This is a genomic window from Rhodoferax sp., assembly GCF_034520025.1.
Classification (GTDB): domain Bacteria; phylum Pseudomonadota; class Gammaproteobacteria; order Burkholderiales; family Burkholderiaceae_C; genus Allorhodoferax.
The window spans coordinates 232,649-247,782 of the sequence record NZ_JAXHNZ010000001.1 but is presented as its reverse complement, the minus strand read 5'-3'; the positions used below and the strand labels follow the sequence as shown (position 1 = coordinate 247,782).

Sequence of the window (15,134 nt, the reverse complement as noted above, 5' to 3'; positions counted from 1 at the left end):
CAGGTAAACGGCTCGGGTATCTTCTTCGAATGAGTACACCCGAGCGTTTGCGCCTGAATACGATCGCCGGGCCTTTGCTCGGCGAGTTTTTGTTGGGTATGACGGTTGCGATGGGCGGGCTGTGGCTGGCTTCGCATGAGTCAGATGCCGCAGCCGGTGCCTTTGGGCTGGTGAACCAGATCCTGGAAACCCTCAGCGTCGCTTTCCGGGTACTCGCCATCGGCTTGGGCGTGATGGTGACGCAATATGTCGGGGGAGGGCAGCACGCTGCTGCCAGACGGGTCGCCCTGTTGGCCTTGGGGGCTAGCAGCTGGGTGGGTGCTGCGATCATGCTCGTGGTAGTCGCAGGCAACGACGTCATGCTCGACTGGTTAAATGCCCCTGCGATGGTGGCGTCTTTAGCCGCTCCGTATTTGCAATGGTTTGCACCGGCCGTGCTGCTGGATGCCTACAACCTCAGCATGGCGGCGGTGCTGCGCGCCCACCTGTTTGCCAAAGACTCCCTGCGGATCATGATCGCCATGCACGGCACGCACCTCGCGCTGGCCTTCGTGATCATGCGGGGTTGGGGCAGCTGGGATGGCATGGGCCTCGAGGGCTATGCCATCGCCATGCTGATCAGCCGTGCATTGGGGCTGGTGTTGCACCTGTGGTTCTGGCGGGTCCGTATGCAATTGACTCCCTCCAGGCAAGACTGGTGGCGATTTGCGTGGGTGGACTTTGCACCGGTGTTGCGGGTGGGGCTTCCGGGTGCCGGGGTCGAGGTCACTTACCGCGCCGCCTTTATGGTCTCGCTGGCGGCTACCGCCCGCTTAGGGGTCACCGCACTCGCCACCCACTCCTACACCTTGCAACTGCTTAAATATGTGCTGTTGACCAGCATGGCCATTGGCTGGGCCTGTGAAATCATGGTGGGCCGCCTTGTCGGAGCTGGCGATTTGAGGGCTGCCAATGGCTTGGTCCGCAAGGCCGTGCGCAATGGGCTGCTGGCCTCCGGCTCACTGGCACTTTTTGCCGCGTTGGGTGCCCCGTGGTTGATGCGCGCTTTTACCAAAGACGCGGCCGTCATTGAAGCTGCGCAAACCTTGCTGTGGCTCTCGCTGCTGCTCGAGACCGGCCGCGTGTTCAATCTGATTTTGAATGGTGCCTTGCGTGCGACGGGCGACGCCATTTACCCGGCAGTGTCCAACGTCGCGTCCCTGGTGTTGGTGCTGGGCGTCGGCTCTTTTTGGTTGGGCCGCTTGTTCGGCCTGCCCGGTATCTGGTTGGCCTATGCGCTGGACGAGTGGATCCGCGGCTTGCTGTTGCTCAGCCGTTGGCTCTGGCGCGGCTGGCTGCCCAATGCACGGAACAGCCGCCGTCGCCTGCGCGCAGAGAAAAGCTAGCGTCCCGTTTCAGCCAAACGCCAGGGGCAGCACCCCTGTCGCACCGGTGCGCAGGGTGAACACACTGCCCGACAAAGGGTACTGCGCCAATTCCGCATCACCCAGTCCTACGCGCGCGGTGGTCACCAGCATGGTTTGGAGGTCAGTACCACCAAAGCTGATGCTCGTCACCTGACTCGCGGGTATCGCGATGGTTTGCAGGCACTCCGCATCCGGGGTAAAGCACCGAATGCAAGCACCGCCCCAGAACGCTATCCATACGCGGCCTTCGCTGTTCAGCGTCATTCCGTCGGGCGTGCCTTCATCCTCTGAGAAGACCCGCCACACCGTTTTGTCGGTGATGTTGCCCGAGGCATCCAGGCTGTACCGATAGACCGTGTTCAGAAAGCTGTCGGTGTGCAGCATCCACCGGGCGTCCGGTGCAATCGCGGGGCCGTTGGCAATGTAGATGCCGGTTTCCACCACGGTGCATTGCAGATCCGGGTCCAGGCGGGCGAGCCGTCCTTTGCAGCGGGCCGGGTCGTCGTTGTCCATGGAGCCGGCCCAGATACGGCCGAAGGCATCTGCCTTGGCATCGTTCAGCCGGACAGACGGTTCGCCGAGATGTGGCTGAGCTACCGACTCCCAGCGCAGTTCTGGCTCCAGCGTCAGATGCACTATGCCGCTTTGGAAGCCTGCCATGTAGCCGTCCCCGTTTTTGCGGGGAATCAACCAGCCGATGCGTTCAGGCATCTTCCAGGTTTGGCGAGCATCCGTCGCGGGGGTCCATGCGTGCAGAGCACAACCATGAATGTCGACAAAGAAAAAGCGCCCGGTCCGGGCTTCCCAGACGGGGCCCTCACCTAGCAGCAGTTCTGCAGGCCAGATGGCTTGGGGGAGTGTGTGATTCAGGTCCATCCGGCGTCCACCACAAAGTCTTGGGCTGTCACCATGCTGCTGTCGGCGGCCGATAAAAACAAAGCCATATTCGCCACATCGGCTCCGAGAATCCGGCCGGGCAGGCAATGGTTGTCTTGCATGGCTTTTTCGCCCGCCTCGTCGACCCACAAAGCCAACTGCTTGTCGGTCATGATCCAGCCCGGAGTCAAGGTGTTGACCCGGATATTGAATTCCCCCAGTTCCCGCGCCAGGCTGCGGGTCAGGCCCACGGTTGCTGACTTGCAGGTCGCGTAGACCGGGTAGCCCTTGCCTTTGATCTTCCAGCTGGTCGAGCCCAGGTTCACGATGGCACCACCGCCGGAGCGCTTCATGCCCTCGGCAACTGCCTGGGCGGCAAAAAAGTGGGGTCGCAAGTTGACCGATACCCGCCAGTCGAAGTCCTCCGCCGTCACATCGGCAAGCTCATGCCGCTGGTCATTGGCCACGTTGTTGACGAGCACAGTGATGTCGCCAAAACGCTCGGCCGCCGTACCGATGGCCGCTTGCAAGGCTTGCACATCTGATGCATCGCTTTGCAAGAACAGTGGTTCAGGGCCCAGTTGCCGCGCCGCCTCGATGACTTGCTGGGCGGCCTCTGCATTGCGGCCGGTGAATGCTACTTTGGCGCCTTGGCGCGCAAAGGCAATCACGATGTCGCCACCGATGCCCGAGCTACCGCCGGTGACAAAAACACTGCGCCCCTGCAAGCTCGGGTACTGCGCGAAGTGGGAGAGGGTGTCCGGCTTCATAGGTCTCCAAGAGGTAAATAGACGATGATTGTAAAAGCAATCATCATACAAATAAACCCCAAAAGAACCTGGTTAGCTCGTCTGGATCGTGGTGCGGATCAGGCTGCGGGTGTCAGACAGCATGCTGGCCATGCGGTGCAGGGCGTTCTGAGGCTCTTGCAGGCGGATCGCCTCAAACACCTTCTGGTGGTCCGGCAAAGCTTGCTTGAAGTTGTCCGAGGTGCGCGCGGTAACGCCCAGCAAAGACTCCAGGGCGCTGCCGATGATGGCGGCCAGTGGCATCAGCAGCGGGTTGTTGGTGGCTTGGAGCACGGCCGTGTGAAAGGCCAGATCTGCTTGCACCCAGTCGGTGATCGAGGCTGCCGACTCCATGGCGCGTAGCGCCTGTGCAATTGCCTGGAGTTGTTCCTCGCTACGGCTGGTTGCGGCCAGTGCGGCAGCGGAGGGCTCAATGATTTCGCGCAGCTCGGTGAGGTGCCGCAAAAACTCTGCATCCACGCCGGTGGCGCAGCGCCAGGCCAGGATGTCCGGGTCCAGCAGGTTCCACTGGTCTTTGCTGCGCACCCGGGTGCCGATGCGGGGCCTGGCTTCCAGCAGGCCTTTGCCCGCCAGTACCTTGACGGCCTCCCGCAGGGCAGTCCGGCTCACCGCCAGCTCCTGGCACAACAGCTCCTCATTCGGGAGCACCTGCCCGGCGGGGTAAATGCCCCCCGCGACCCGGCGACCGAGCTCATCCACCACTTGCCCATGCAGCTTACGGCCGCTGTAGCGCGCGTGGGAGGCCGGAATGGGCGGTGTTTTGGGATCGACAGGCGTCATGCGAATTGGCATTTAATGATCATATGTTTAAATCGGGTGAAACCCATCTTCGTGAACTTAACTATGACTATGAGCCCAACATCCGGCATTGTCGGTGTGGACTGGGGAACCACCCACCGCCGCACCTATGTGATCCGACCGACGGGGGAGTGCATCCGGGAGTCCAGCGATGGCGATGGCGCGCTGGCCTGCAAAGGGCGCTTCCCGGAGGCGCTCACCGGCGCGCTGACCAGCGTGCAGGCGACACCGTCTTTGGTGGTCGCCTCCGGAATGGTGGGCAGTGCGCTCGGGTGGCACGAAGTGCCGTATGTGGATGCGTCCGTGCCCTTGCAGGACTTGGGGCGCCATGTGTTCAGGGTCCCGGATGCTCCCGGAGAAGCGCCCGTGGTGCTGGTCCCCGGCTATTGCATTTGCAATTCTGCAGGTGTGCCGGATGTGATGCGCGGCGAAGAGACCCAACTCTTGGGCGCTTGGGCTTTGGGCCATGTGTCTGGTTGGTTTGTGCTGCCTGGCACCCACAGCAAATGGGTGTTGCTGCAAGATGGCGTGGTGCGCAAACTGCGCACCTACATGACCGGCGAGCTTTATGACCTGTTGCGCAAGCATGGCACACTGGCCGCCGCTGCGGGCGGACAGGCTGCATGGGACGATGCTGCTTTTGCGGCCGGGGTGGATGCGGCCGGACACCATGCGCTGAGCCATGTGCTGTTTGGAACCCGGGCCCGTGTGGTCAGCAAAGACATGGCGCCGCAGGCCAGCGCCTCGTATTTAAGTGGCCTCCTGATCGGTGCGGAACTCAAAGATGTGCTCGGGGCGGAAGCCGGTGAGGTCCCCACTTTTCAGTTGATCGGCTCACCGCAGCTCGCAGAGCTCTATCAAAAGGCGGCGCAGCGCCTTGACTGCCGTTTTGACATTCTGGATGCCCGCAAAGCCTTTCTGGCCGCCGTGCAACACATTCATTCCCATTGGAGCGCTTGATGAGTTCTGTATTCCCTCTGTTGGCGCAAGCCCGCTACATGCCTTTGATTGCCATTTTGCGTGGTCTCAAGCCCGAAGAGGCTTTGGATATCGGCCAAGCCTTGTACCAAGCCGGCTTCCGGAGCCTCGAAGTGCCCTTGAATCGACCTGGTGCTATCGAATGTATAGCAGCTCTCGTAGATGCATTGCCGGCTGACGCCCTTATTGGCGGTGGAACCATGCTCTCGGTCGAACATGTGGAGGCGGTCTACGCCGCAGGTGGTCGCTTGATGGTTTCGCCCAATTGCGATCCGGCAGTGATCCGCCGTGCGGTGGAGTTGGGCATGCTGGCGGCTCCCGGTGTGGCAACACCGACCGAAGCGTTTGCCGCCTTGGCAGCTGGCGCGCACGCCCTCAAGTTGTTTCCGGCAGAGTCGCTGGGCCACGGCGGCTTGAAGGCACTCAAGTCGGTGGTGCCCGCCGGTACCGATCTCTGGCCGGTAGGAGGCATTACTCCTGAGAGCATCGGGCCTTGGGTCAAAGCCGGCGCCACCGGCTTCGGCATCGGCAGCCAGTTGTTTGCACCGGGCGTCTCAGCGGAGCAGGTCCACGAGCGTGCCAGTGCCTATGTGCAGGCCTGGCAGGCTGCGACCGCCTAGTCTTCGCCGCCAGAGCCCTGCTTGAGTAGCAGGGCCCGCTCATAGAGCGCGTTGCGCGGTTCGCCGGTGATGTCCGCGGCCAGCTTTACCGCCGATTTGAGTGGCAGTTGCTCCAGCAGCAAACTCAAGACGCGGTCATCCGCCGTGCTGGCGGCTGCAGCCGCAGGGTGGATGACCAGCGCGAACTCGCCGCGCAAGCGGTTGGCATCTTCCGCCAGCCAAGCGCTGAACTCGCTCGCATCGACAGTAGCCACCTCTTCAAACTGCTTGGTCAGCTCACGGCCTACCGTGACTTTGCGCGAGCCCAAGGGCGCAAGCGCTTTGGCCAATGCCTCCAGCCGGTGTGGCGCCTCCAGCAGCACCACTGCGTCGGGCTGTGCAGCTATCGCCGCCACCTCGTTGGCGCGCTCGGTGGCCTTGGAGGACAGAAAGCCCCTGAATACAAAACCGCCATGGCCTTCGCCCGCGGCGACCAGCCCGGCCACAGAAATAGCAGACACCACGCTGCTCGCGCCTGGCAGCGGAACAGCGCGCAAACCTTGCGCTCGCACTTGCGCCACCAGCCGTGCCCCGGGGTCGCTCACACCGGGTGTGCCAGCGTCGCTCACATAGGCGACACGTTGGCCCTCCCGCAGGCGGGCGATCACGGTCTGTGCCGCCTCGGTCTCGTTGTGCTGGTGCACGGCCAGCAGGGCCGAGCCCGCTTTGTCGATGCCGTAGGCACGCAGCATTTGCTGGGTGTGGCGCGTGTCTTCGCAGGCAATGCAATCGGCGAGCCCCAGCACATGCAGTGCACGCAGGGTGATGTCGGCTAGGTTGCCGATGGGCGTGGCGACGACATACAAGCAGCCTTGCGGATAATGTTGCGCACCAGCCGCATCTTTGGCGGCTTGGATGGCTGAAGAAAAAGACGCACTCATATGGGCTTACTTCCATCACGACCCGCTTCCCGCACGACCAAACAAGTGGGCGATGCGGCGGAGGAGCGGGCGTTGGGTTTTTTGCAAGCCAAGGGGCTGCAATTCGTTGGCCGCAATTATCGGACCCCCGGGCGGGGCGGTGGCGAGATCGACCTGATCATGCGGGACCACGACGGCACCCTCGTGTTTGTCGAGGTGCGCAAACGCAGCCGCGCCGACCACGGCGGGGCCGCTGCCAGCGTGGGGCACGTCAAGCAGCGCCGCATCATTTTTGCGGCAAGGCATTACTTGCTCCAGCTGCGTACGGTGCCGCCGTGCCGGTTTGATGTGGTGGTGATGGACTGCGACGAGGTCGAGTGGTTGCGCGCCGCCTTCGACGCCTCCTGATCACCCTGACAGGGCCCGGACATCAGGGTTTATAAGCTGCGCGGTATCATGCCGCCCATGCTGGAACAACGTATACAACAACACTTTATCGACAGCGCGGATCTCAAGTACCAGGCTGCCCAGACACTGAGCAAGCCGATTGCCGATGCCGTGCAAGCCATGCTGGCCTGTGTCACCAGTGGCGGCAAAGTACTGGCCTGCGGCAACGGGGGCTCCGCGGCGGACGCCCAGCATTTCGCCGCAGAGTTTGTCGGCCGGTTTGAGCGCGAACGGCCGGAGCTGGGCGCGATTGCGCTCACTACCGACAGCTCCATCATGACGGCGATCGCCAACGACTACGACTTCAATGTCATTTTCTCGCGCCAGGTGCGCGCGCTGGGTGCCCCCGGCGATGTGTTGTTGGCCATCTCGACCAGCGGCAACTCTGCCAACGTGCTGGCTGCGATCGAAGCCGCCCATGAGCGTGAAATGGTGGTGGTCGGGCTGACCGGCAAATCCGGCGGCAAGATGGCCCAGCTGCTGCGCGATACCGATGTCCATATCTGCGTGCCGCACGACCGGACGGCCCGTATCCAAGAGGTCCACATCCTCACACTGCACTGCATCTGTGATGCGGTGGATGCCCAATTACTCGGTGAACAGGAAACCTAACTATGAAACAACTTCTTCAACGCTTAACCTTGGGCACCTTAGTGGCAGTGAGCCTGAGCGGCTGCTTCCCGCTCGTGGTGGGCGGTGCCTTTGTCGGTACCGGTTTGGTGGCGACCGATCGCCGCACCTCCGGCAGCTTGGTGGAAGACGAGGGCATTGAGCTCCGCTCCGCCAGCCGCATTCGCGAGAACCTGGGCGAGCGGGTGCACGTGAACGTGACCAGCTACAACCGCCAGGTGCTGTTGACCGGTGAAGTGCCAAACCTGCAAGACAAACAGCTGATCGAAAAGATCGTGGCCGGCGTGGACAACGTGCGCAACATCGTCAACGAGCTTGAGGTGATGGGCAACACCACCCTGACCCAGCGCTCCTCGGATGCCCTGGTGACCGGCCGCGCCAAGGCCGCTTTGGTGGACGCCAAAGATCTGTTTGCCAGCGCCTTCAAACTGACCACCGAGCGCGGCACGGTCTACGTGATGGGCAGGGTGACGGCGCGTGAAGCCAAGCGCGCAACCGACATCATCAGTGGTGTCAGCGGCGTCGGGCGTGTGGTGCGGATTTTGGAAATTATTTCTGAGGAAGAGCTGGCGCGTACGCTCCCGCAGCAGCCGGCTGCAGAGCCCAAAAAATAAAAAAGGCCCCGAGGGGCCTTTTTTATTGGGGGTGATGCACCCCATCATTCACTTCAGGCGCTTGATCAGGCTGCTGGTATCCCAGCGGTTGCCACCCATGACTTGCACATCGGCGTAGAACTGATCTACCAGTGCGGTCACCGGCAAGCGAGCGCCATTGCGCTTGGCTTCGTCCAACACCAGGCCCAGGTCTTTGCGCATCCAATCCACGGCGAAACCGAATTCAAATTGGTCAGCAACCATGGTTTTGCCCCGGTTGTCGAGTTGCCAGCTCTGGGCTGCTCCTTTGCCAATCACGTCCAGCACCTGGCTCATATCCAGCCCGGCGCGCTGGCCAAAGGCCACTGCTTCGGACAGGCCCTGCACCAAGCCTGCAATGCAAATCTGGTTCACCATTTTGGCCAGCTGCCCGGAGCCGCTCTCGCCCAGCAAAGTGAATGCGCGCGAAAACGCCATAGCCGCTGGCTTGACCGCCTCAAACGCAGTGGCATCGCCCCCGCACATCACGGTCAACAGGCCATTTTGTGCGCCGGCTTGGCCGCCGGACACGGGCGCATCGATGAACTGCAGTCCACGCGCCACTGCGGCAGCGCTCAGCTCTCGGGCGATGTCCGCCGAGGCGGTGGTGTGGTCCACAAAAATCGCCCCGGGCTTCATGCCGGCAAAGGCGCCGTCGGACCCCAGCGTGACGCTTCGCAAATCCGCGTCGTTACCCACGCAGCAAAACACGATGTCTGCGGCCCGCACTGCCTCACGGGGCGTCGGTGCATGGGAATGTGTGCCCAATTGGCTGCTAGCGCTCTTAAAGTCTTCGCACCATGCTATTGATTTGCTAGCAGTGCGGTTGTAGACCGTGACCTGGTGACCCGCGCGCGCCAGGTGGCCCGCCATGGGGTAGCCCATGACGCCCAAGCCCAGAAAGGCGACAGAGTAAGCGGGCGAGGGTTCGTAGGTTTTGTCGTTGATATTGGGCATGGATGTGAGGATTCAGTGGAATGAAGAGGCAATTTTGCGCCGGGCCGCATTCACAGGATGGCGAAGTTTTCAGTACCCGCAGAGAGGTCGGTCGACTTGCCGCGTTGGCTGTTGAGTTTGATCTGCAGGCGCAGGTCGTTGAGCGAGTCGGCATTGCGCAGCGCGTCTTCGTAGGTGATGGCGTTGCTCTCGTACAGGTCGAACAGCGCTTGGTCGAAGGTTTGCATGCCGGCTTGGCGGCTCTTCTTCATGATCTCTTTGATCTCGGAGACCTCGCCCTTGAAAATCAGGTCCGAGATCAGCGGTGAATTGATCAGCACCTCGACCGCGGCAATGCGGCCTTTGCCATCCTGCTTGGGGATCAGGCGCTGCGATACCAGCGAGCGCAGGTTCAGCGACAGATCCATCAGCAGCTGGCTACGGCGCTCTTCGGGGAAGAAGTTGATCACCCGGTCCAGCGCCTGGTTGGCGCTGTTGGCATGCAAGGTGGCCAGGCACAAATGACCGGTCTCGGAAAACGCAATCGCGTGTTCCATGGTCTCGCGGTCACGGATTTCCCCCATCAGAATCACGTCCGGCGCTTGGCGCAGGGTGTTCTTCAAAGCCGCTTCCCAGCTGTCGGTGTCCAGCCCGACTTCGCGCTGGGTCACCACACAGTTTTTGTGGGCGTGCACAAACTCCACCGGGTCTTCGATGGTGATGATGTGGCCGTACGAGTTTTCATTGCGCCAATCGACCATGGCCGCCAGCGTGGTGGATTTGCCGGAGCCCGTGGCGCCCACCAGAATGCACAAGCCGCGCTTGGCTTGCACGATGTCTTTGAGCACTTGGGGCACACCCAGACCGTCAATCGTGGGCAGCACTTGCGGAATCACGCGCAGCACCATGCCCACTTTGCCCTGCTGGATAAACGCATTCACCCGGAATCGGCCGATGGCAGCCGGTGCAATCGCAAAATTGCTCTCCTTGGTGCGCTCGAACTCGGCGACCTGCTTGTCGTTCATGATGGAACGCGCCAGCGCCATGGTGTGCGCTGCGTTCAGCGGCTGCGGCGACACCTTGGTGACCTTGCCGTCCACCTTGATGGCGGGCGGGAACTCGGCGGTGATGAACAAGTCGCTGCCATTGCGGCTGACCATCAGCTTGAGCAGGTCGTTGATAAATTTCGTGGCTTGATCGCGTTCCATCAGAACACCTACCTTTCTGTCTAGCCTGGGAAGTTCTCAGGAATCTTGGCTTTGCTGCGCGCTTCCGCCGGGCTGATCACATTGCGCTTGACCAGCTCGGTGAGGTTCTGGTCCAGGGTTTGCATGCCCACGCTGTTGCCGGTCTGGATGCTGGAGTACATCTGGGCAATCTTGGCCTCGCGGATCAGGTTGCGGATCGCGCTGGTGCCCAGCATGATTTCGTGGGCGGCGACGCGGCCTTGGCCGTCTTTGGTTTTGCACAGGGTTTGCGAGATCACCGCCTGCAGCGACTCGGACAACATGGCCCGCACCATTTCTTTTTCTTCCGCCGGGAACACGTCAATGATCCGGTCAATGGTTTTGGCGGCACTCGAGGTGTGCAGGGTGCCGAATACCAAGTGGCCGGTTTCTGCGGCGGTCATCGCCAGGCGGATAGTTTCCAGATCGCGCATTTCGCCCACCAGAATCGCGTCCGGGTCTTCCCGCAGGGCGGACTTCAGGGCGGCAGCAAAGCTCAGGGTGTGGGGGCCGACTTCACGCTGGTTTACCAGGCACTTTTTGGATTCGTGCACGAATTCGATTGGGTCTTCCACCGTCAGGATGTGGCCGAACTCGGTTTCGTTCAAGAAGTTCACCATGGCGGCCAGGGTGGTGGACTTGCCGGAGCCGGTGGGGCCAGTCACCAGCACCAGGCCGCGGGGCTTCAAGGCCAGGTCGGCAAAGATGCGGGGGGCGTTTAGCTGCTCCAGCGAGAGGATCTTGCTCGGAATCGTCCGGAATACCGCACCCGCGCCGCGGTTGTGGTTGAAGGCGTTGACGCGGAAGCGCGCCAGACCATCGATCTCGAACGAGAAGTCGATCTCCAGAAACTCCTCATACATCTTGCGCTGGGTGTCGTTCATGATGTCGTACACCATGGCGTGAACCTGCTTGTGGTCCAGGGGTTCGACGTTGATGCGGCGCACATCGCCGTGCACCCGGATCATGGGCGGCAGTCCTGCCGAGAGGTGCAAGTCAGACGCTTTGTTTTTGACGCTAAATGCGAGCAGCTGGGTAATGTCCACGGAGTCCTCTCTAGGGGAATGGCAGGTTTGTTACGCTCGAGAGATTATGACGATGATTGCCGACAATCTCCACGCTGTTACAGAGCGTATCGCACAGGCTTGCGCAAGTGCCGGACGGGCCACGGGCAGCGTGCAATTGCTTGCCGTGTCCAAGACCTTCGGGCCTGACGCGGTGCAGCAGGCATTCGACGCCGGGCAGCGCGCATTTGGCGAAAACTACATCCAAGAGGCGGTGGAAAAAATCATCACGCTGGATGATCTGCCGATCGAATGGCACTGCATCGGCCCCATCCAAAGCAACAAGACGCGGTTGGTGGCAGAGCACTTTCAATGGGTGCACACCGTAGATCGGCTCAAGATTGCGCAGCGACTCAGCGATCAGCGGCCCGACCACCTGCCGCCTTTGCAGGTTTGTATTCAGGTGAATGTGGATGGCGGCCCGACCAAGTCCGGCGTGCTCCCGCAAGAGGCCGTAGCCCTGGCGCTGGCCGTCCGTGAACTGCCCCGCCTGCAGGTGCGGGGTGTGATGTGCATCCCGGAGCCTGCTCCTGATTTTGTAGCTGCACGCGCAGTGTTTATGAGCGCTAAAGCCATATTTGATGCCATAGTGGAACAGGGCGTGCCGCTGGACACGCTTTCCATGGGCATGAGTGGTGATCTCGATGCCGCCATTGCCGGCGGCAGCACCATGGTGCGGGTGGGCAGCGCCATTTTTGGCGCGCGCCACTACCCCGCAGCTACTTAGACCCGAACCTGCCCGTCTCCGGTGAGCATGGACAGTTCCACGAAGCTGGAGGCGACGTGGTTGGTCCGGGAGAAGTTCACATTGAACCCTCCGAGAGACAGGTTGTTGATGCTCTCCAGCGCCGACATCAAACCGTCTGCGCCGCCTTTGCCGCCGCTGCGGCGAAGGCCTTCGGTCAGCACTTTGGCGGCGATATAGCCTTCCATGCTGGAGTAGTTGCTTTGCACCGCGCCATTGGAGCGGCGCACTGCATCAGCAAACTCGCGGGAAATGGCCTTGGCAGGGCTGTAGGGGGAGGGGACCACCTGAGACACCACCACGCCAGCTCCAAACTTGCCCAGTTCGTCCGACAGCGCTTGGGTACCCACAAACGACACGTTGTAAAAGCCGCCACCGTATCCCACCTTGCGAGCGGCACGGACAAAGGCCGCGCAAGAGGTGTAAGCGCTAATCTGGACTACGGCCTCAGGGGCAGCAGCGTTGATGGTTTCCACCGCTTTGGCCACGTCAACCGAGTTACGCTCGACCGTCGCAATCGCGACCGGCTTGAGGTTATGTTTGGCCAAGGCCAGTTGCACCCCTTCCAGCCCGGCTTTGCCGTAGGCGTCGTTCTGGTACAGCACCGCAATTTTGGTAAGACCCACATTGCGTAACTGATTCACGATGAGGGCGGTTTCGTCGTTGTACGACGCGCGCACATGGAAGGCGTAGCGGTTGAAAGGCGTACGCAAAGCCATGGCACCGGTGAAGGGAGCAAAAAACGGAACTTTGGCTTTGGTGGCCATCGGCAGCGCCACTACGCTGGTGGGCGTACCCACGTAGGCAAAGAGCGCAGTGACGTCGTCTTCCAGCAGCTTGCGGGTGTTTTCCTCGCAGCGCCCGGGCTCGTAGCCGTCATCAAGTTTGCGGATCTCGATGCTGCGCCCGCCTATGCCACCCTGCGCATTGACTTGGTCAAAAAACAGCTTGGCGCCCGCATGGAGCTGGACCCCCAATTGCGCGGCAGGACCACTGAAAGCGGCAGATTGTCCAACGATGATTTTGTCCGACTGTGCGTGCACAGCGGGGAAGCCTGCCAACGCACTGGCGCCGGCGGCTAATGAGAATTGGCGACGATTGATCATCGCCCCATTTTCCTTGAAAGCAGCCGGTTTGGGTGTCGCCTGTTACAGCTTGAGCTGATTTGTGTTTTTGACCTCTTCCATGACCGCGTAGGTCCGGGTCTCGCGCACGCCGGGTAGCTGCCACAAGACGGTGCCTGCAAAGTGGCGGTAGGCTGCCATATCGGCCATGCGAGTCTTGAGCAGGTAGTCAAACCCACCGGCCACCATGTGGCACTCCATGATTTCGCCGTGCACTTGCACCGCGGCCTTGAAGGCCTCAAACACATTGGGCGTGGTGCGGTCGAGCAGCACCTCCACAAACACCATCATGCCGGCCCCGAGTTTGAGCGGGTTCAGGCGTGCCTCGTAGCCGAGGATGTAACCCTCTTTGCTGAGTTTTTGGACGCGTGCCAGCACGGCGGTGGGGGACAGCCCCACTGTCTCCGCCAGCTTCAGATTGGCAATGCGCCCATCGGTTTGCAGGCAGCTCAGGATGCGCAGGTCTATGCGGTCGAGTTCGATGTGTTCGTTCACATGGCAAGCTTACTTCAGCTTGCTGCGCAACACCGCCCGCTGCGCGGTCCCGTGGGCGGCGGTCATGGCTTGGGTCCGTGATACGAATTGAAACCAATTGAGATAAGACGCTATCCCCTCATTCACACCACATCTCTACACTTGCTACCCATCAAAAATCAAATGGGAGGAATCCGTGGTGTTTTTCAATTCAAAGTCATGGCGCTGTGGCGCGTTTGCTTTCGCCGTGCTCACCGGTCTCGCAGCTCTGCCGGGTATAGCAGTTGCGGAACAAGGGGCCGATCACCCCGAAGTTGCCCGCTTTCCCGGCGCCCGCATCAACAACTACGACTACAAGGAATACGAGGAATTCCAGCTCATCCTGGCCAAGCCCCAGCGCGCCCCCGGTGGTGCGTATACGGCGGCCAAGCTGATGCCATTGGAAGGCAAAGTGACCTATATCCACTACGAAATGCCCAAAACGGTCTCTGCCTTGCAGGTATTTCGCAACTACCAGTCTTCCCTGCGCCGCAGCGGCTTTACCGACCTGTTCACCTGCGAGCGGCCCTGCACCACCGAGAACCTGAGCAACTTTCAAGGCTTGATGAAGGCGCGCCAGCTCTACCTGAACTACAGCACCGATAACCAATACCTGGCTGCCCAGCGCAACAACACCTATGTCTCACTCTGGGTGAATGATGGCGGCGCGTTTCTGTTCGTGGTCGAAAAGCAGAAGCTGGACGACGGCCTGATGGCCGTAACCGGCGAGAGCCCGATTGCCAAAGCGCTGGGCACTGATGGCAAGGTGGATTTGCATGGTTTTCAGTTCGACACCGGCAAGGCAGTGTTGCGTGACGGCTCCAAACCGACCCTGCAAGAGTTGGGCAAAGTGCTGCAGGACAACCCGGGTCTGAATGTGGAGGTGGTGGGGCACACCGACGATGTGGGTGGTGCTGAAAACAACCAGCGCTTGTCAGAGGCCCGCGCTGCGGCAGTGGCCGATGCCCTCGGCCGCAGTTACGGCATTGCCGCGCCGCGCCTCAAAACCCGTGGCATGGGCCAAACAGTGCCGATGGCCGCCAACACCACCGAGGCCGGTCGCGCCCAGAACCGCCGGGTCGAGATCATTGCGCAGTTGCCTGCTACCGCTGCGGCGGCCCCTGCTACCCGCCCGGCGCCTGCCGCAACAGCCCAGACCGTCAACACGACTGCGCAACAACCCACACCGGCCCCCGCGCAGGAGGCGCCTAAAACCCGCAACCTGATGGACGACGCCAACAAGGCGATGGAAGCGGCCGGCAAGCTCAAGAGCCTGTTCGGGCTCTGATTCTTCTGCCCTCTAGTGAAAAGCCGGCCTGCGGGCCGGCTTTTTTCATGATCGGTAGATAAATTCACTATTTAAATGCACAAATAAAGAGAAAAACTCAAACCAAACTTCTGAAAAATAGCGGCTAATCATTTCGTTGCCTT

Annotated in this window: 17 protein-coding genes; 8 read left to right on the top strand and 9 right to left on the bottom strand. The window is 61.2% G+C overall.

Translation table 11 applies throughout. The annotated features are described in order from the left end of the window. Positions 1-29: 29 nt before the first annotated feature. Positions 30-1,385, top strand: coding sequence for an MATE family efflux transporter (locus U5L73_RS01115; RefSeq protein ID WP_322560637.1), 1,356 nt, complete (start codon positions 30-32; stop codon positions 1,383-1,385). Between the two features lie 9 nt (positions 1,386-1,394). Here U5L73_RS01115 and U5L73_RS01110 read toward each other — a convergent pair whose 3' ends face one another. The 3 genes from U5L73_RS01110 to U5L73_RS01100 all read right to left on the bottom strand — a co-directional run bounded on the left by U5L73_RS01110 (position 1,395) and on the right by U5L73_RS01100 (position 3,871). Further along, a complete protein-coding gene (locus U5L73_RS01110) occupies positions 1,395-2,282 on the bottom strand; it encodes an SMP-30/gluconolactonase/LRE family protein (RefSeq protein WP_322560636.1) in 888 nt (295 codons plus the stop codon). After that, complete coding sequence (locus U5L73_RS01105) at positions 2,273-3,052, bottom strand: SDR family oxidoreductase (protein ID WP_322560635.1); 780 nt, start codon at positions 3,050-3,052, stop codon at positions 2,273-2,275. The genes U5L73_RS01110 and U5L73_RS01105 overlap by 10 nt, the downstream gene beginning before the upstream one ends. A gap of 72 nt (positions 3,053-3,124) precedes the next feature. Further along, entirely contained in the window at positions 3,125-3,871 is a 747-nt protein-coding gene (locus U5L73_RS01100) for a FadR/GntR family transcriptional regulator (protein WP_322560634.1), read from the bottom strand. Between the two features lie 69 nt (positions 3,872-3,940). Between U5L73_RS01100 and U5L73_RS01095 the strand changes: the two genes are divergently transcribed. Both U5L73_RS01095 and U5L73_RS01090 read left to right on the top strand, forming a co-directional pair. After that, positions 3,941-4,849 carry a 2-dehydro-3-deoxygalactonokinase gene (locus U5L73_RS01095; protein ID WP_322560633.1) on the top strand — a complete coding sequence of 303 codons (909 nt, stop codon included), beginning with the start codon at positions 3,941-3,943 and terminating at the stop codon, positions 4,847-4,849. Beyond that, positions 4,849-5,487: a 2-dehydro-3-deoxy-6-phosphogalactonate aldolase gene (locus U5L73_RS01090; RefSeq protein WP_322560632.1), complete on the top strand. Its 639-nt coding sequence runs from the start codon at positions 4,849-4,851 to the stop codon at positions 5,485-5,487. Before U5L73_RS01095 ends, U5L73_RS01090 begins: the two co-directional genes overlap by 1 nt. On the opposite strand, the gene rsmI is transcribed toward U5L73_RS01090, so the two are convergent. After that, a complete protein-coding gene (gene rsmI, locus U5L73_RS01085; RefSeq protein WP_322560631.1) occupies positions 5,484-6,407 on the bottom strand; it encodes a 16S rRNA (cytidine(1402)-2'-O)-methyltransferase in 924 nt (307 codons plus the stop codon). The genes U5L73_RS01090 and rsmI overlap by 4 nt on opposite strands. Between rsmI and U5L73_RS01080 the strand changes: the two genes are divergently transcribed. The 3 genes from U5L73_RS01080 to U5L73_RS01070 are packed head-to-tail and all read left to right on the top strand — an operon-like array spanning position 6,408 to position 8,077. Then, on the top strand, positions 6,408-6,794 hold the full coding sequence (locus U5L73_RS01080) for a YraN family protein (protein ID WP_322560630.1): 387 nt from the start codon (positions 6,408-6,410) through the stop codon (positions 6,792-6,794). Between the two features lie 57 nt (positions 6,795-6,851). Beyond that, positions 6,852-7,445, top strand: a complete 594-nt coding sequence (locus U5L73_RS01075; RefSeq protein ID WP_322560629.1) for a phosphoheptose isomerase — start codon at positions 6,852-6,854, stop codon at positions 7,443-7,445. 2 nt (positions 7,446-7,447) lie between these two features. After that, entirely contained in the window at positions 7,448-8,077 is a 630-nt protein-coding gene (locus tag U5L73_RS01070) for a BON domain-containing protein (protein ID WP_322560628.1), read from the top strand. Between the two features lie 48 nt (positions 8,078-8,125). On the opposite strand, the gene U5L73_RS01065 is transcribed toward U5L73_RS01070, so the two are convergent. The 3 genes from U5L73_RS01065 to U5L73_RS01055 are packed head-to-tail and all read right to left on the bottom strand — an operon-like array spanning position 8,126 to position 11,303. Then, the gene (locus U5L73_RS01065; protein ID WP_322560627.1) at positions 8,126-9,052 is read right to left on the bottom strand and encodes an NAD(P)-dependent oxidoreductase; all 927 of its coding nucleotides are present in this window, start codon (positions 9,050-9,052) and stop codon (positions 8,126-8,128) included. A gap of 50 nt (positions 9,053-9,102) precedes the next feature. Continuing rightward, positions 9,103-10,239: a PilT/PilU family type 4a pilus ATPase gene (locus tag U5L73_RS01060; protein WP_322560626.1), complete on the bottom strand. Its 1,137-nt coding sequence runs from the start codon at positions 10,237-10,239 to the stop codon at positions 9,103-9,105. Positions 10,240-10,259: 20 nt separating this feature from the next. After that, complete coding sequence (locus tag U5L73_RS01055) at positions 10,260-11,303, bottom strand: type IV pilus twitching motility protein PilT (protein WP_322560625.1); 1,044 nt, start codon at positions 11,301-11,303, stop codon at positions 10,260-10,262. A gap of 46 nt (positions 11,304-11,349) precedes the next feature. Here U5L73_RS01055 and U5L73_RS01050 point away from each other — a divergent pair, with 46 nt between their 5' ends. Continuing rightward, a complete protein-coding gene (locus tag U5L73_RS01050) occupies positions 11,350-12,048 on the top strand; it encodes a YggS family pyridoxal phosphate-dependent enzyme (RefSeq protein ID WP_322560624.1) in 699 nt (232 codons plus the stop codon). Here the strand turns inward: U5L73_RS01050 and U5L73_RS01045 are convergent. Then, complete coding sequence (locus tag U5L73_RS01045; RefSeq protein WP_322560623.1) at positions 12,045-13,172, bottom strand: ABC transporter substrate-binding protein; 1,128 nt, start codon at positions 13,170-13,172, stop codon at positions 12,045-12,047. The genes U5L73_RS01050 and U5L73_RS01045 overlap by 4 nt on opposite strands. Positions 13,173-13,214: 42 nt before the next feature. Beyond that, positions 13,215-13,685, bottom strand: coding sequence for an Lrp/AsnC ligand binding domain-containing protein (locus tag U5L73_RS01040; RefSeq protein WP_322560622.1), 471 nt, complete (start codon positions 13,683-13,685; stop codon positions 13,215-13,217). 178 nt (positions 13,686-13,863) lie between these two features. Between U5L73_RS01040 and U5L73_RS01035 the strand changes: the two genes are divergently transcribed. Next, entirely contained in the window at positions 13,864-14,991 is a 1,128-nt protein-coding gene (locus tag U5L73_RS01035; RefSeq protein WP_322560621.1) for an OmpA family protein, read from the top strand. Positions 14,992-15,134: the final 143 nt, after the last annotated feature.

Bases quoted from the DNA above. Each gene is read 5' to 3' on its own strand.
- U5L73_RS01090 (WP_322560632.1), top strand. From the start codon at position 4,849: ATGAGTTCTGTATTCCCTCTGTTGGCGCAAGCCCGCTACATGCCTTTG.
- rsmI (WP_322560631.1), bottom strand. From the start codon at position 6,407: ATGAGTGCGTCTTTTTCTTCAGCCATCCAAGCCGCCAAAGATGCGGCT.
- U5L73_RS01065 (WP_322560627.1), bottom strand. From the start codon at position 9,052: ATGCCCAATATCAACGACAAAACCTACGAACCCTCGCCCGCTTACTCT.
- U5L73_RS01110 (WP_322560636.1), bottom strand. From the start codon at position 2,282: ATGGACCTGAATCACACACTCCCCCAAGCCATCTGGCCTGCAGAACTG.
- U5L73_RS01115 (WP_322560637.1), top strand. From the start codon at position 30: ATGAGTACACCCGAGCGTTTGCGCCTGAATACGATCGCCGGGCCTTTG.
- U5L73_RS01070 (WP_322560628.1), top strand. From the start codon at position 7,448: ATGAAACAACTTCTTCAACGCTTAACCTTGGGCACCTTAGTGGCAGTG.
- U5L73_RS01105 (WP_322560635.1), bottom strand. From the start codon at position 3,052: ATGAAGCCGGACACCCTCTCCCACTTCGCGCAGTACCCGAGCTTGCAG.
- U5L73_RS01075 (WP_322560629.1), top strand. From the start codon at position 6,852: ATGCTGGAACAACGTATACAACAACACTTTATCGACAGCGCGGATCTC.
- U5L73_RS01080 (WP_322560630.1), top strand. From the start codon at position 6,408: ATGGGCTTACTTCCATCACGACCCGCTTCCCGCACGACCAAACAAGTG.
- U5L73_RS01060 (WP_322560626.1), bottom strand. From the start codon at position 10,239: ATGGAACGCGATCAAGCCACGAAATTTATCAACGACCTGCTCAAGCTG.
- U5L73_RS01045 (WP_322560623.1), bottom strand. From the start codon at position 13,172: ATGATCAATCGTCGCCAATTCTCATTAGCCGCCGGCGCCAGTGCGTTG.
- U5L73_RS01050 (WP_322560624.1), top strand. From the start codon at position 11,350: ATGACGATGATTGCCGACAATCTCCACGCTGTTACAGAGCGTATCGCA.
- U5L73_RS01100 (WP_322560634.1), bottom strand. From the start codon at position 3,871: ATGACGCCTGTCGATCCCAAAACACCGCCCATTCCGGCCTCCCACGCG.
- U5L73_RS01095 (WP_322560633.1), top strand. From the start codon at position 3,941: ATGAGCCCAACATCCGGCATTGTCGGTGTGGACTGGGGAACCACCCAC.